General features: G+C 69.4%; 12 protein-coding genes. 9 read left to right on the forward strand and 3 right to left on the reverse strand.

The window, feature by feature from the left end; genetic code table 11:
- The first annotated feature begins 36 nt into the window (after positions 1-36).
- The 5 genes from msbA (at position 37) to lpdA (ending at position 6,991) form a co-directional block, all read left to right on the forward strand.
- Positions 37-1,836, forward strand: coding sequence for a lipid A export permease/ATP-binding protein MsbA (gene msbA, locus H6927_14025; protein ID MCP5219216.1), 1,800 nt, complete (start codon positions 37-39; stop codon positions 1,834-1,836).
- A gap of 172 nt (positions 1,837-2,008) precedes the next feature.
- Positions 2,009-3,244 carry a 3-methyl-2-oxobutanoate dehydrogenase (2-methylpropanoyl-transferring) subunit alpha gene (locus tag H6927_14030; protein ID MCP5219217.1) on the forward strand — a complete coding sequence of 412 codons (1,236 nt, stop codon included), beginning with the start codon at positions 2,009-2,011 and terminating at the stop codon, positions 3,242-3,244.
- A gap of 43 nt (positions 3,245-3,287) precedes the next feature.
- Positions 3,288-4,292: an alpha-ketoacid dehydrogenase subunit beta gene (locus tag H6927_14035; GenBank protein ID MCP5219218.1), complete on the forward strand. Its 1,005-nt coding sequence runs from the start codon at positions 3,288-3,290 to the stop codon at positions 4,290-4,292.
- A gap of 4 nt (positions 4,293-4,296) precedes the next feature.
- Positions 4,297-5,589, forward strand: a complete 1,293-nt coding sequence (locus H6927_14040; protein ID MCP5219219.1) for a 2-oxo acid dehydrogenase subunit E2 — start codon at positions 4,297-4,299, stop codon at positions 5,587-5,589.
- Between the two features lie 4 nt (positions 5,590-5,593).
- Entirely contained in the window at positions 5,594-6,991 is a 1,398-nt protein-coding gene (gene lpdA, locus H6927_14045; GenBank protein MCP5219220.1) for a dihydrolipoyl dehydrogenase, read from the forward strand.
- A 579-nt stretch (positions 6,992-7,570) separates the two neighbouring features.
- On the opposite strand, the gene H6927_14050 is transcribed toward lpdA, so the two are convergent.
- From H6927_14050 to H6927_14060, 3 genes are all read right to left on the reverse strand, one after another.
- On the reverse strand, positions 7,571-8,545 hold the full coding sequence (locus tag H6927_14050; GenBank protein ID MCP5219221.1) for an IS5 family transposase: 975 nt from the start codon (positions 8,543-8,545) through the stop codon (positions 7,571-7,573).
- A gap of 336 nt (positions 8,546-8,881) precedes the next feature.
- Positions 8,882-9,178: a type II toxin-antitoxin system RelE/ParE family toxin gene (locus H6927_14055; GenBank protein MCP5219222.1), complete on the reverse strand. Its 297-nt coding sequence runs from the start codon at positions 9,176-9,178 to the stop codon at positions 8,882-8,884.
- Positions 9,175-9,471, reverse strand: coding sequence for an addiction module protein (locus H6927_14060; protein ID MCP5219223.1), 297 nt, complete (start codon positions 9,469-9,471; stop codon positions 9,175-9,177). Before H6927_14060 ends, H6927_14055 begins: the two co-directional genes overlap by 4 nt.
- Before the next feature lie 111 nt (positions 9,472-9,582).
- On the opposite strand from H6927_14060, the gene H6927_14065 reads away from it, so the two are divergent.
- The 4 genes from H6927_14065 to H6927_14080 all read left to right on the forward strand — a co-directional run bounded on the left by H6927_14065 (position 9,583) and on the right by H6927_14080 (position 14,718).
- Positions 9,583-11,190: an FAD-dependent oxidoreductase gene (locus H6927_14065; protein MCP5219224.1), complete on the forward strand. Its 1,608-nt coding sequence runs from the start codon at positions 9,583-9,585 to the stop codon at positions 11,188-11,190.
- Between the two features lie 62 nt (positions 11,191-11,252).
- Positions 11,253-12,908 (forward strand): acetolactate synthase large subunit, encoded by a 1,656-nt coding sequence (locus H6927_14070; GenBank protein ID MCP5219225.1) that lies wholly within the window; start codon positions 11,253-11,255, stop codon positions 12,906-12,908.
- 16 nt (positions 12,909-12,924) lie between these two features.
- Positions 12,925-13,674, forward strand: a complete 750-nt coding sequence (locus H6927_14075; GenBank protein MCP5219226.1) for an enoyl-CoA hydratase/isomerase family protein — start codon at positions 12,925-12,927, stop codon at positions 13,672-13,674.
- Between the two features lie 78 nt (positions 13,675-13,752).
- On the forward strand, positions 13,753-14,718 hold the full coding sequence (locus H6927_14080) for a zinc-binding dehydrogenase (protein ID MCP5219227.1): 966 nt from the start codon (positions 13,753-13,755) through the stop codon (positions 14,716-14,718).
- Positions 14,719-14,912 lie beyond the last annotated feature (194 nt).

A 14,912-nucleotide genomic window follows, 5' to 3' on the forward strand; every position in this document is an offset into this window, starting at 1 on the left:
CGCCTAGAATCCGCGCTGCCCCCTGCCTGCCTTCGCATGCCCACCCAAGCCGACCCAGCCCCTGCCGCCCCCGCCGAGCACGCCTTGTTACAGCGGCTGCGGCGTTTGTGGCCCTATTTTGGGCAGTACCGGCTGGGCTGGGTGCTGGCCATCGGCTCGACCCTGCTGAGCGCGCTGACCGAGCCGGCCATCCCGGCGCTGCTCAAGCCGCTGCTGGACGAAGGGTTTACCGAAGGCGACCTGCAGCTGTGGATGGTGCCCACGGCCATCATCGGCCTGTTCATCGTGCGCGGGCTGGCGCAGTTCGCCAGCAAGTACGCGCTCTCGCGCATTGCCGCCGACGGCATGGTGGTGCTGCGCCAGCAGTTGTTCGAGCGCCTGCTGCAGGCCGACCTGGCGCTGTTTTCGCGCCAGTCGGCCAGCCAGCTGGCCAACACCATCGTCTACGAGGTGCAGACCGGCGCCACCCTGCTGGTGCAGGCCCTGCTCAACCTGGGGCGCGACGGCTTCACGGTGGCGGCCCTGCTGGCCTACCTGATCTACCTGAACTGGAAGCTGACGCTGATCGTGCTGGTGCTGGTGCCGGCGGTGGCGCTGATTTTGAAGGTGCTCTCGCGCCGGCTGTACCTGGTCACGCGCGAAAGCCAGGACGCCACCGACGAGCTGGCCTACGTGGTGGAGGAAAACGTGCTCTCGCACCGCATGGTGCGGCTGCACCAGGCCCAGACGCAGCAGGGCCGGCGCTTTGCCGCGCTCAGCCGGCGCCTGCGCGACCTGGCGCTCAAGGCCACGCGCGCCTCGGCGGCCACCATGCCGCTGTCGCAGCTGGTGGCCGCCATCGCGCTGTCCACGGTGATCGCCATCGCGCTGTCGCAGGGCCGCGGCAGCGGCGGCGGGGCGGTCACGGTGGGCGGCTTCGTGGCCTTCATCGGCGCCATGCTGATGCTGGTGTCGCCCACGCGCCGGCTGGCCGACGTGGTTCACCCCGTCACGCGCGGCCTGGCCGCGCTGGAGCGCGGACTGGAGCTGCTGGACACGGTGCGGCCCGAGGCCGACGCGCCCGCCGCGGCCGCCGGCGTACCAAACCCGGCGCACGGCGACATCACCCTGCGCAACGTCACCGTGCGCTACCGCCAGGACGCCGCGCCCGCGCTGGACGGGGTGGACCTGCAGGTGCGCGCCGGCGAGACGGTGGCCCTGGTCGGCCCCTCGGGCTCGGGCAAGACCACGCTGGCCAACCTGCTGCCGCGCTTCGTGGCGCCCACCAGCGGGCAGATCGAGCTGGACGGCATCGACATCACCCGCTGGCCGCTGGCCGCGCTGCGGGCGCAGTTCGCGCTGGTCAGCCAGGACGTGATCATGCTCAACGACAGCATTGCCGCCAACGTGGCGCTGGGGGCCGAGCCGATCGACCGCGAGCGCGTGCAGCGCTGCCTGCGGCAGGCCAACCTGGCCGAGCACGTGGCCACGCTGGCGCAGGGCATGGACACGCTGGTGGGCCACAACGCCACCGAGCTGTCGGGCGGCCAGCGCCAGCGCCTGGCCATTGCCCGCGCGCTGTACAAGGACGCGCCGGTGCTGCTGCTGGACGAGGCCACCTCGGCGCTGGACACGCACAGCGAGCGCCTGGTGCAGCAGGCGCTGAACACCGTGATGGCTGGCCGCACCACCCTGGTCATCGCCCACCGGCTGTCCACCGTCGAGCATGCCGACCGCATCGTGGTGATGGAGCGCGGGCGCGTCATGGAGCAGGGCACGCACGCCGAGCTGATGGCGCGCGGCGGCCGCTACGCGCGGCTGCACGGGCAGTCGCTGCCGGCCGAGCCAGCAGCCTGACAACAAGCCCCTGGGCGGGGTAGGCTTTTCGCCGCTGCTGGAGCATCGGCCTGCACTCCGTTACGATCGGCCCTGCGCTACCGCGCAAAGCCAACGGACGGAGCGCCACACCCGGCGTGCCGTGCACCCCTGCAATGAAGCACGCAACACGATTGCGTACGGAGACAGAGCCATGACAGAGCACCCAGCGCTCAAGCTGCACGTGCCCGAGCCCACGGGGCGGCCGGGCCACAAGACCGACTTCTCGTACCTCAGCACCTCGCCCGCCGGCGCCGTGCGCCGCCCCCCCACCGACACCCCTGCCGCCGACACGGCTGACCTGGCCACCACCCTGGTGCGCGTGCTGGACGACGACGGCCAGGCCGTCGGCCCCTGGACGCCGGCCATGCACCCCGAGCGCCTGCGCCGCGGCCTGCGCGCCATGATGAAGACGCGCATCTTCGACGCCCGCATGCTGACGGCGCAGCGGCAGAAAAAGCTGTCGTTCTACATGCAGTGCCTGGGCGAGGAGGCCATTGCCGTGGCCCACGCGATGGCACTGCAGGACGGCGACATGTGCTTTCCCACCTACCGCCAGCAGGGCCTGCTGCTGGCGCGCGACGACATCTCCCTGGTCGAGCTGATCTGCCAGCTGATGAGCAACCAGCGCGACCCGATCAAGGGCCGCCAGCTGCCGGTGATGTATTCGTACAAGCGCGCGGGCTTCTTCACCATCTCGGGCAACCTGGCCACCCAGGTGCCGCAGGCCGTGGGCTGGGCCATGGCCTCGGCCATCAAGGGCGACACCAAGATCGCCTCGGCCTGGATCGGCGACGGCGCCACGGCGGAGAGCGACTTTCACACCGCCCTCACCTTTGCCCACGTCTACCACGCGCCGGTCATCATCAACGTGGTCAACAACCAGTGGGCCATCTCCACCTTCCAGGCCATCGCCGGCGGCGAAGGCACCACCTTCGCCCAGCGCGGCGTGGGCGTGGGCATTGCCTCGCTGCGGGTGGACGGCAACGACTTCCTGGCCGTGTACGCGGCCTCGCAATGGGCGGCCGAGCGCGCGCGCACCAACCACGGCCCCACGCTGATCGAATGGGAAACCTACCGCGCCGGGCCGCATTCCACCTCCGACGACCCCAGCAAATACCGCCCCGCCGACGACTGGCAGCGCTTTCCGCTGGGCGACCCGATCGAGCGGCTGAAAAAGCACCTGATCGCCATCGGCGAATGGAGCCCCGAGCAGCACGCCCAGACGCAAAAGACGCTGGAGGCCGAGGTGATGGCCGCGCAGAAGGAGGCCGAAAGCCACGGCACCCTGCTGGACGGCCGCGTGCCCAGCGCCGCCACCATCTTCGACGACGTGTACGCCGACATGCCGGAGCACCTGCGCCGGCAGCGCCAGCAGATGGGAGTCTGATGCCATGACCGAGCAACAAAAAGACTCCACCGGCAGCGTCCCCATGACCATGATCCAGGCCCTGCGCTCGGCCATGGACGTGATGATGGCGCGCGACGACAACGTCATCGTCTACGGGCAGGACGTGGGCTACTTCGGCGGCGTGTTCCGCGTCACCGAGGGCCTGCAGGCCAAGTACGGCAAGACGCGCTGCTTCGACGCGCCGATCAACGAAAGCGGCATCGTCGGCACCGCCATCGGCATGGCCGCCTACGGCTTGCGGCCGGTGGTCGAGATCCAGTTCGCCGACTACTTCTACCCCGCCACCGACCAGATCGTGTCCGAGGCGGCGCGCCTGCGCCACCGCTCGGCGGGCGACTTCACCGCCCCCATGACCATCCGCATGCCCTGCGGCGGCGGCATCTACGGCGGGCAGACGCACAGCCAGAGCCCCGAGGCCTTCTTCACCCACGTGTGCGGCCTGCGCACCGTGATGCCCAGCAACCCGGTCGATGCCAAGGGCCTCTTGATCGCCTCCATCGAGTGCGACGACCCCGTCATCTTTTTGGAGCCCAAGCGCCTGTACAACGGCCCCTTCGACGGCCACCACGACCGCCCCGTCGTGCCCTGGTCCCGGCACGAGCTGGGCAAGGTGCCCGAGGGCTACTTCCGCGTGCCGCTGGACAAGGCCGCGGTGTTCCGCCCCGGCAAGGCGGTGACGGTGCTGACCTACGGCACCATGGTGTGGGTCAGTGAGGCAGCCGCGCGCGAAGCCGGCATCGACGCCGAGATCATCGACCTGCGCAGCCTGTGGCCGCTGGACCTGGACACCATCGTCGAGTCGGTCAAGAAGACCGGCCGCTGCGTGGTGGTGCACGAGGCCACGCGCACCAGCGGCTTCGGCGCCGAGCTGGCCGCTCTGGTGCAGGAGCACTGCTTCTACCACCTGGAAGCCCCCATCGAGCGCGTGACGGGCTGGGACACGCCCTACCCGCACGCCCAGGAATGGGCTTACTTCCCCGGGCCGGCGCGCGTTGCCGAAGCCCTCAAGCGTGCAGTGGAGGCATGACATCATGGGTATCTATGTGATCCGCGTGCCCGACATTGGCGAGGGCATTGCCGAAGTGGAACTGGTGGCCTGGCACGTGCAGCCGGGCGACGCCGTGGTGGAGGACCAGCACCTGGCCGACGTGATGACCGACAAGGCCACCGTCGAGGTGCCCTCGCCCATGCACGGCAAGGTGCTGGCGCTGGGCGGCAGCCCGGGCCAGGTGATGGCCGTGGGCGCCGAGCTGGTGCGCCTGGAGGTGGAAGGCGCGGGCAACCTGAAGGATGAAGAGAAAAAACAGGCTCCAGCCGGCATATCACCTGCGCCAGCAGCTCCTGTAACAATAGCAACGGCAGTACCCGCGGCGCCGGCCCCCGCGCCCACGCCGCCCGCCCCCGCGCGCAGCCCGGCCACACCGCCACCCACCCGCGTGGCCCGCGCCGAAGGCGAGCGCCCGCTGGCCGCGCCCTCGGTGCGCCGGCGCGCGCTGGACATGGGCGTCGACCTGCGCCGCGTGCACGGCAGCGGCCCGGCCGGCCGCATCGAGCATGCCGACCTGGACGCCTTTGCCGCTGGCGGCGGCCAGCCTGCCACGGCGGGCTCGCCCTACGTCGAGCGCCACGGCGAGGAGCCGGTGCCCGTCATCGGCCTGCGCCGCAAGATCGCGCAGAAGATGCAGGAGGCCAAGCGCCGCATCCCCCACTTCAGCTACGTCGAGGAGGTGGACGTGACCGAGCTGGAGGCCCTGCGCGCCCAGCTCAACGCCCGGCACGGCGCGCAGCGCGGCAAGCTCACGCTGCTGCCGCTGCTGGTGCGCGCCCTGGTGCTGGCCCTGCGCGACTTCCCGCAGATCAACGCCCGCTACGACGACGAGGCCGGCGTGGTCACGCGCTTTGCGCCGGTGCACCTGGGCGTGGCCACGCAGACCGACGGCGGCCTGATGGTGCCCGTGCTGCGCCACGCCGAGGCGCTGGATCTGTGGGCCTGCGCCGCCGGCATCGCCCGCGTGGCCGAAGGCGCCAAGAGCGGCAAGCTGGGGCGCGACGCGCTGGCCGGCTCCACCATCACCCTCACCAGCCTGGGGGCGCTGGGCGGCATCGTCAGCACGCCCGTCATCAACCACCCCGAGGTGGCCATCGTCGGCGTCAACCGCATCGTCGAGCGGCCCATGCTACGCGGTGGCCAGGTGGTGGAGCGGCAGTTGATGAACCTGTCCTCGTCGTTCGATCACCGCGTGGTCGACGGCATGGACGCCGCGCGCTTCATCCAGGCCGTGCGCGCGCTGCTGGAAACCCCCGCCCTGCTGTTCGTGGAGTAACGCAATGAAGGAAATCACCACCAAGCTGCTGGTCATCGGCGGCGGCCCCGGCGGCTACGTGGCCGCCATCCGCGCCGGCCAGCTGGGCGTACCCACCGTGCTGGTCGAAGGCGCCCAGTTGGGCGGTACCTGCCTCAACATCGGCTGCATCCCCTCCAAGGCGCTGATCCACGCCGCGCACGCCTTCGAGCAGGCGCGCCACCAGGTCAAGGGCTCGCCGCTGGGCATTCGCGTGCAGGAGCCCAGCATCGACATCGCGCAGACCGTGCACTGGAAGGACGGCATCGTGCAGCGCCTGACCGGCGGCGTGGGCGCGCTGCTGCGCAAGGCCGGCGTGCAGGTGCTGGCCGGCTGGGCCCACATCGACGACGGCAAGACCGTGACCGTGCAGCCGCACCAGGGCGAGCCCCTGCGCGTGCACTGCGAGCACCTGCTGCTGGCCACCGGCTCCGAGCCGGTGGAGCTACCCAGCATGCCTTTCGGTGGTGCCATCTGGTCATCGACCGAGGCGCTGTCGCCCGACACGCTGCCCAAGCGCCTGGTCGTCGTCGGCGCCGGCTACATCGGGCTGGAGCTGGGCATGGCCTACCGCAAGCTGGGCGTGGAGGTGACGGTGGTTGAGGCCATCGACCGCGTGCTGCCCACCTACGACCCCGAGCTGACCCAGCCCGTGCTGGACGCGCTCAAGAAAAGCGGCATCACCCTGCACCTGGGCTGCAAGGTGCAGGGCTGGGACGCCAGGCACGGCGTGCACGTGCGCAACGACACCAAGGCCGAGGACTTCACCCTGCCCGCCGACCGCGTGCTGGTGGCCGTGGGCCGCCGGCCGCGCACCGCCGGCTTTGGGCTGGAGGGGCTGCAACTGGACATGGCCGGCCGCCACGTCGCCATCGACGCGCACTGCCGCACCTCCATGCGCAACGTGTGGGCCATTGGCGATGTGACCGGCGAGCCCATGCTGGCGCACCGCGCCATGGCGCAGGGCGAATGCGTGGCCGAGCAGGTGGCGGGCAAGACCCGCCGCTTCGAGCCCATGGCCATCCCGGCCGTGTGCTTTACCGACCCCGAGGTGGTGGTGGCCGGCCGCACGCCGGCCGAGGCCAAGGCTGCCGGCATCGACTGCATCGAGGCGCACTTCCCCTTCGCCGCCAACGGCCGCGCCATGACACTGCAGGCCACCAGCGGCTTCGTGCGCGTGGTGGCCCGCAAGGACAACCACCTCATCCTCGGCTGGCAGGCCGTGGGCCAGGGCGTGGCCGAGCTGGCAGCGGCCTTCAGCCAGTCCATCGAAATGGGCGCGCGGCTGGAAGACGTGGCCCACACCATCCACGCCCACCCCACCCTGGGCGAGGCGGTGCAGGAGGCGGCGCTGCGGGCGCTGGGGCAGGCGCTGCATGTCTGAAACGGCGGGGATTGCAGCGCACCAAGCGCCTGGATTTCGATCCTGCCCATGACTCATGGGTAGCGCTTGGTGTGGCACAAAACAAACTGATACATTCAATCCCGATAGGCCGGCTCCAAAAGAACGCGACCATGCAGCGAGGGTGGCATGAACGAGCGGTTAAAGCCATCCGGAAAATTTTAGATTTTCCTAAATGGCGATCAAACCCAGACTTTCGAGGAGAATATATTGCATAGAAAATTTTATCGTGGAATCAGTCGCCTGATCAAAATCGTCTAATTTCAGCTAGAGTGGAGACGCCATAAAAATTTTTCGAGGCCCAATAAGCAAGAATTTTCCGGATGAATCATATGAATTGGTTGATACTTATGATTTTTCAAAGGAAAAGACCGCATGGGTGGGAAATATAAATATTCTCTTAAGGACACTCTGCAAAACCCTGTCTGCTGACGGCATGAGTGGCGCGACGGCAGATCAGGTTTCGTGATGCGCAATAGCGGCTCGATTTTCGGCACTTGGCGCCCGTGTTCGAGGCGCTGTGCCGGTTTTCAGATGCCCTTTGGCGCCCAGTAGGCGCACTCATGCCTGCGTCCCCTGCAAAATCGCCTTGCGCACCATCCACAGATTGCCCAGCGCGAACATTACCTGCAGTCGTGCCGTGTTCTTGGCCAGCCCGCGGTAGCGCACCTTGGCATGGCCGAACTGCTGCTTGATCAGCCTGAACGGGTGTTCGACCTTGGCACGGATGCTGGCCTTGATCTTCTCGAGCTGTTCAATCTTCGCCGCCAGTGCATTGCTCAGCTCCAGTGCCGCGCGCTTGCCCGGGCGCATGGCAATGTGCCAGTCCACGGCCAGCCCTTGGGCCTCCTGGCGCTTGTCCACGCCCTGGTAGCCTGCATCGGCGAACACGTCCGTCTCCTGCCCGTGCAGCAGCTGCGTGGCCTGCGTCACGTCATTGACGTTGGCCGCCGTGCCAATGACCGTGTGCACCAGACCCGATTGGGCATCCACGCCAATGTGCGCCTTCATCCCGAAGTGCCACTGCTTGCCCTTCTTGGTCTGGTGCATCTGCGGGTCCCGCTCACCTCTGTTGTTCTTGCTCGAACTGGGTGCCGCGATGATGGTGGCATCCACCACCGTGCCGGTCTTGAGCATCAGGCCTTGCCGGGCCAAGCCGGCATTGATCACGGCCATGATCTTCGGGGCGAGTTCGTGCTTCTCCAGCAGATGCCGAAAGCGCAGGATGGTGCTCTCGTCGGGCATGCGTGCGGCACCCTGCAGCCCGGCAAAGCGGCGGTACAACGGCCTTTCATGCAGTTCTTCTTCCATCGCCGGATCGCTCAGGTTCCACCACAGTTGCAGGCAGTGAATGCGCAGCATCGTCTCGATCGCGAACGGCGGGCGCCCTCCCAGCGCCTGGTGTGCGCCGCGGGCGTGTGGCTGAATCAGCGCCACCAACTCGCCCCACGGAACCACCAGATTCATCTCGTCAAGAAAGACCTCCTTGCGAGTCTTCTTGGGCAGCGGATCAAGGCCGAAGGTCATCTGTGTCATGTCCGCCATCGTCTCTCATCCTCTCGCCTCGCGCCAGTCTCGCCGGTTGGAGGTTTTGCAGAGTGTCCCTAGACAAAGCACGGGTGGAATCAGAATATTAGTGGAATCGGGGTCAGGTCAACATTTTCAAACGTTTGACACATGGTGCTGCCGCATGCGTTCATCAAGAAGTCGCCCAAGACACCACCCCAAGAGACCAAGACCGCCCTGGCCCGGTTACGCCAGCTGGGGTAGTGTGGCTCGATGAGCGTCAGCAGACGCTGCCAGGGCGCGATGTGCTGCATCTATTTCTCGCGGCGCGTCACGCGTTTCTTGCCTGCGTGCTCCAGGCGTTCCTTAGCGCGTGCGCCAATACCCTGGCTTACGGCGCTGATGCGCGACAGCAAGCACTGTCACGGTATGGCCCAGAATCTCGTAAAAGACCGTGTAGGGAAAGTGGCGAAGAACATGTCGCCGGAGCGCATCCTCGTCTTCGGGCCACATCAACGCATCGACACCAAGCCGATCAATCGATTCAAGCGTCTCGGTGCGAAACGCATCGGCTGCGATCGGGCTGCGCTCGAAGTACCACAGAAATGCTTCTCTGATTTCTGCCTCCGCCTCGGGCAGAATTTCGACTGCGAAGCGCGTCACAGAGCGCTCAGTCTTGCTTTGGCTTCCATCCAGGAGACGGGCTTCACTTCTCCCGCCCGAAGGGCCGCTTGCCGCGCCCGAACCTCTTGCCGCCACGCTTGGGTGATTGAAGCGTCATCACTGCCTTCGAGGCTATCGAGTAGCGCTACGGTCAACGCCGAGCGCTCGTCGGGAGGCAGCTCGAGAGCTTCATCGAGAATGTGGTCTACACGGGCATTCACGCGATGAAGTCTAGCACTCAGGGTTGAGAATCGGTGAATGGTAGCCGCGCCCTTCTCCTGCAAGGCGAACATCAAGCAAAGACGACCGTGTCACGATGAGCCATCGCAGCGTAACGACGGCGCAAGCCGAGAGTGAGGCGCTTCGATACACTCCGACGCAAAACCCTTCAAGCCCGTGTACCCATGGACTCCCAGCACCACGACGCCGTGATCGTCGGCGGCGGCCTGGCCGGCATCGTTACCGCGCTGGAATTGCTGCGCGCCGGCCAGCGGGTGGCGCTGGTGGACCGCGACACGCCCGAGCGCCTGGGCGGGCTGGCGCGGTGGGCCTTTGGCGGCATGGCGCTGGTGGGCACGCCGCTGCAGGCGCGCATGAAGATTGCCGACACGCCCGAGATCGCGTTGCGCGACTGGCTGCGCTTTGGCGAGCTGGATGCGGCCGACGAATACCCGCTGCAATGGGCGCGCCATTACGTGACGCACTCGCGCGCGCAGGTGCACGACTGGCTGCTGGGCGAGGGCGTCACCTTCATGCCCGCCGTCAACTGGGTGGAGCGGGGCCGCCACGGCGACGGCAACAGCCTGCCGCGCTATCACATCGTGTGGGGCACGGCGCAGACCATGACGCTGCGCCTGATCGCGGCGCTGCAGCAGGCCGGCGCGGGCGGTCGCTTGACGCTGCTGCACCGCCACCGCGTGACGCAGCTGGAGCGCAGCGCGGGGCATATCGGCGGCGTGGTGGCCACCCGCGAAGACACCGGCGCCCCGCTGCGCCTGCAGGCCCCGGTGGTGGTGCTGGCCATGGGCGGCATCAACGGCGGCCACGACGAGGCGCGCAAGAACTGGCCCGCCGGCCGCCCCTGCCCCGCCACCATGCTGAACGGCGCACACCCCTTTGCCGATGGCCGGCTGCACCACGCGGCCGCCGGCCTGGGCGCGCAGATCACCCATGCGGGCGAGATGTGGAATTACGCGGCCGGCATACCGCACCCGCTGCCGCACTTTGCGGGCCACGGCCTGTCGCTGATCCCATGCAAGTCGGCGCTGTGGCTGGACCACGCCGGCCGGCGCATCGGCCCCGAGCCGCTGGTGACGGGCTTCGACACCCACTGGCTGTGCCAGCGCGTGGCGGCGCAGGCCAAGCCCTGGACCTGGCACCTGCTGAACTGGCGCATCGCGGCCAAGGAGTTCGCCATCTCGGGCGCCGAGCACAACCCGCGCATCCGCGACCGGCAGATGGCGCTGTTCCTGAAGGAAACCCTGCTGGGCAACCACCGCCTGGTGCGCCAGATGCAGCGGCAAAGCCCGCAGTTCATCGTGGCCGGCACGCTGGCCGAGCTGGCCGCCCGCATGAACGCGCTGACGGCCTCCAGCGACATCGACCCGGCCGTGCTGCAGGCCACGGCCGATGCCTTCGACGCCAACTTCGCCCACGGCAGCAAGCTGGAGAACGACGCGCAGATCCGCCTGATCCGCCACGCGCGCCAATGGGGTCCCGACAAGCTGCGCACAGCCAAGCCCGCGCCGCTGCAGACGAAGGGCGCCGGCCCCTTCATCGCCATCCAGGTGCAGCTGATCACGCGCAAGAGCCTGGGCGGCCTGCGCACCGACCTGCAAAGCCGCGTGCTGGATGGCGCGGGCCAGCCCATCGACGGCCTGTATGGCGTGGGCGAGGCGGCCGGCTTTGGCGGCGGCGGGGCCAGTGGCAAGCGCTCGCTGGAAGGCACCTTTCTGCCCGGCTGCATCCTCACCGCGCGCGCGGCGGCGCGGCATATCACCCACGGAAAATAAGCAACAAAAATCCCGCTTGCGCCCGTCCAACAAGCGTTAGAAGCTATCAACAGGAGAGCAACATGAACGGTGCCCAAGCCCTGCTCAAGACCCTGGCCGACGCGGGAGTGGAGGTCTGCTTCACCAACCCCGGCACCAGCGAGATGCACTTCGTCGCCGCGCTGGACGGCGAACCACGCCTGCGCGCCGTGCTGACCCTGTTCGAGGGCGTGGCCACCGGCGCCGCCGACGGCTACGCCCGCATGGCCGGCAAGCCCGCCGCCACGCTGCTGCACCTGGGCTGCGGCCTGGGCAACGGCCTGGCCAACCTGCACAACGCGCGCAAGGGCAAGGTGCCCATCGTCAACATCGTGGGCGACCACGCGACGTATCACGTCCCCTACGACGCGCAACTGCAGTCCGACATCGAGACCGTGGCGCGCAACGTCTCGCCTGGCTTCGTGCGCACCTCGGCCAGCACCGCCCGGCTCGGCCAGGACGCGGCCGACGCCATCGCCGCCGCGCGGGGCCTGCCCGGCCAAGTGGCCACGCTGATCCTGCCGGCCGACGTGTCGTGGAGCGAAGGCGGGGTGCCCTGCCCGCCTCCGCCGCCTGTCGCGCCCAAGCCCGCGGACGAAGCCACGGTGCAGGCCATCGCCGGCATCCTGCGCTCGGGCCAGAAAGCCGCGCTGCTGCTGGGCGGCCACGCACTGCGCGAGCCGGCGCTGGTGGCCGCCGCGCGCCTGGCCGCGGCCACGGGCGTCAAGCTGCTGGCCGAGGTGTTTCCGACCCGGCTGGAGCGCGGCGCGGGCCTGCCGCCCATCGAGCGCCTGGCCTACTTCGCCGAGCTGGCCGGCGTGCAGTTGGCAGGCCTGAAGCACCTGGTGCTGGTGGACGCCAAGTCGCCCGTCTCCTTCTTCGCCTATCCCGGCAAGGCCAGCGACCTGGTGCCGCCCGGCTGCACCGTGCACACGCTGGCCGCGCCCGACCAGGATGCGCGGGCCTGCCTGGAGCAACTGGTGGCCGCGCTGGGCGCGGGCTCGGCCCAGCCGGCGCTGCAGGCCGCCGCCCGGCCCGAGCGCCCCACGGGCGAACTCAGCGCCGCCAAGGCCTGCCAGGCCGTGGGCCACCTGCTGCCCGAGGGCGCCATCCTGGTCGACGAGGCCATCACCTCGGGCCAGAAGCTGGGCGCCATGACGGCCGGCGCGCCGCGCCACGACCTGCTCACGCTCACCGGCGGCGCCATCGGCCAGGGCCTGCCCAGCGCCCTGGGCGCGGCCGTGGCCTGCCCCGGGCGGCCGGTGATCGCGCTGGTGGGCGACGGCTCGGCCATGTACACCGTGCAGGCGCTGTGGACCATGGCCCGCGAGCAGCTGCACGTGATCGGCATCATCTTCAACAACGCGTCGTACTCGGTGCTCAACATCGAGCTGGCGCGCGTCGGCGCGGGCGAGCCCGGGCCGCGCTCGCGCGCGCAGCTCGACCTGGGCGCACCGCAGCTCGACTTCGCCCGGCTGGCCCAGGGCATGGGCGTGCACGCCGTGCGGGCCGACACCGCCGAGGCCTTTTGCACCGCGCTGGAATACGCGCTGGCCACGCCCGGCCCGCACCTGATCGAAGCCCTGGTGCCCGAATCCATCGGCGGCGCCAAGCGCAAGGTGCTGCCCTGGGTGCTGGGCGCCGCGCCGCACCTGCCGCAGCCGGTGGCGCAGGCGCTCAAGCGCGCGATCGCGCCCTGAAACCACAGGAACCCCCATGCCCGTTCGCATCGACAAGCAGGGGCCGGTGGCCGTGCTGACCCTGGACCGGCCCGACAAGCGCAACGCGTTCGACGGCGCGCTGACGGCCGCGCTGGACGCGGCACTGAACGCCTTCGAGGACGACGCGGCGCTGCGGGTGGCGGTGTTGACCGGAGGGACGAGGTTTTTCTCGGCCGGCACCGACGTGGTGGCCTGGGCGGGCGAGCCCACGCCGCGCGGCGGCCCCTACGGCATCGCCGGCCGGCGCCTGCAAAAGCCCGTCATCGCCGCCGTCGAGGGCATCGCCGCCGGCGGCGGCTTCGAGATCGCGCTGTCCTGCTCGATGATCGTGGCCGCCAGCACGGCGTCGTTCTCGCTGCCGGAGGTGGGGCTGGGCCTGGTCGCCGAGTGCGGCGGGCTGTTTCGCGGCCCACGCGCCCTACCGCTCAACATTGCGCGCGAGCTGCTGCTCACGGGCGCGCCCCTGGGCGCCGAGCGCGCCCACGCCCTCGGCCTGGTGAACCACCTGACCGAGCCCGGCCAGGCGCTGCCCGAAGCGCTGGCGCTGGCGCGGCAGATCGCCGAGCAAGCGCCACTGGCGGTGCGCGAGACCCTGGCGGCGCTGGAGCGGCTGAACGCCGACGATGACGACTGCGGTTGGGAGCTGACCCGGCGCGCCAAGGCGGTGGCCCGGCAGTCCGCCGATTCGAAGGAAGGCGTCGCCGCCTTCAAGGAGCGGCGGGCGCCGCGCTGGCAAGGCCGCTAGCGCTTGCCGGAATCAGCACATCGATCTTGAAGAACGCCACGGCCGACGCGGCGTGCACGCCTTGAAAGGAATCCTCCCATGTTTGCAGTCTATGCCTCCCAAGCCAAGCCGGACGACCCCCAGTCCGCACTCGTCGTGGGCGAGCGCCCGGCGCCGGACGTGCCGCCCGGCCACGTCGCCGTCAACGTGCGCGCCGCCAGCCTGAACATGCACGACGTGTGGACGCTGCGCGGCGTGGGCATTCGCGCCGAGCAGTTCCCGATGATCCTGGGCATGGACGGCGCGGGCGTCACCGACGACGGCCGCGAGGTGGTGATCCACTCGGTCATCCCCTCGCCCGGCTGGCGCGGCGACGAGACGCTGGACCCCCGGCGCAGCATGCTGACCGAGAGCTACCAGGGCACGTTTGCCGACCGGGTGGTCGTGCCCGAGACCAACGTGCTGCCCAAGCCGGCGGCCCTGTCCTTCAGCGAGGCGGCCTGCATGGGCACCGCCTGGCTCACCGCCTACCGCATGCTGTTCGTCAAGTCCGGCCTGCGGCCCGGGCAAACGATGCTGGTGCAAGGCGCATCGGGCGGCGTGCCCACCGCCCTGATCCAGCTCGGGCGCGCGGCCGGGCTCCAGGTCTGGGTGACGGGCCGCAGCGAAGCCAAGCGCGCGCTGGCGCTCGAACTGGGCGCGCAGGCCGCGTTCGAGCCCGGCGCGCGCCTGCCCGACCGGGTGGATGGCGTGTTCGACAGCGTCGGCCGCCAGACCTGGTCGCACTCGCTGCGCGCGCTCAAGCCGGGCGGCGTGCTGGTCACCTGCGGCGCCACCACGGGCGACGCGACCGCCGCCGAGCTGCAGCGGGTGTTCTTCCTGCAGCTGCGCATTCTGGGCTCGACCATGGGCACGCGCAGCGAACTGGCCGACCTGCTGAGCTTCTGCGTGCAGGCCGGCATCCACCCGCGCATCGGCGCCGAGCTGCCCATGGCCGAGGCCGCCAAGGCCTTCCGGCTGATGATGGACGGCGAGACGGGCGGCAAGGTTGTGCTCACCCGCTGACGGATGCGAACCGCCGCTGCCTCCATTAGGGCCTGTTAACGCTATGAAAGGGGTCGCGAAGCTCATGACAGCCTGCCCATCAAGGCGCGCGACGCCGTGCGTGCGTCGGCACGCACAAGAAGCGCAACGCCGAGGGGCGGGCTGTCATGAGCTTCCCTTCGGGTTGTCTCGCCAAGGGGCCGTCTGCGGCGTTG

This window comes from Burkholderiaceae bacterium (assembly GCA_024235995.1).
Lineage (GTDB): Bacteria > Pseudomonadota > Gammaproteobacteria > Burkholderiales > Burkholderiaceae_C > Ottowia.

What these genes read in the sequence shown, in the direction of transcription:
- msbA (MCP5219216.1), top strand. Translation starts at nt 37, where the DNA reads ATGCCCACCCAAGCCGACCCAGCCCCTGCCGCCCCCGCCGAGCACGCC.
- H6927_14030 (MCP5219217.1), top strand. Translation starts at nt 2,009, where the DNA reads ATGACAGAGCACCCAGCGCTCAAGCTGCACGTGCCCGAGCCCACGGGG.
- H6927_14035 (MCP5219218.1), top strand. Translation starts at nt 3,288, where the DNA reads ATGACCATGATCCAGGCCCTGCGCTCGGCCATGGACGTGATGATGGCG.
- H6927_14040 (MCP5219219.1), top strand. Translation starts at nt 4,297, where the DNA reads ATGGGTATCTATGTGATCCGCGTGCCCGACATTGGCGAGGGCATTGCC.
- lpdA (MCP5219220.1), top strand. Translation starts at nt 5,594, where the DNA reads ATGAAGGAAATCACCACCAAGCTGCTGGTCATCGGCGGCGGCCCCGGC.
- H6927_14050 (MCP5219221.1), bottom strand. Translation starts at nt 8,545, where the DNA reads ATGACACAGATGACCTTCGGCCTTGATCCGCTGCCCAAGAAGACTCGC.
- H6927_14060 (MCP5219223.1), bottom strand. Translation starts at nt 9,471, where the DNA reads ATGTTCGCCTTGCAGGAGAAGGGCGCGGCTACCATTCACCGATTCTCA.
- H6927_14065 (MCP5219224.1), top strand. Translation starts at nt 9,583, where the DNA reads ATGGACTCCCAGCACCACGACGCCGTGATCGTCGGCGGCGGCCTGGCC.
- H6927_14070 (MCP5219225.1), top strand. Translation starts at nt 11,253, where the DNA reads ATGAACGGTGCCCAAGCCCTGCTCAAGACCCTGGCCGACGCGGGAGTG.
- H6927_14075 (MCP5219226.1), top strand. Translation starts at nt 12,925, where the DNA reads ATGCCCGTTCGCATCGACAAGCAGGGGCCGGTGGCCGTGCTGACCCTG.
- H6927_14080 (MCP5219227.1), top strand. Translation starts at nt 13,753, where the DNA reads ATGTTTGCAGTCTATGCCTCCCAAGCCAAGCCGGACGACCCCCAGTCC.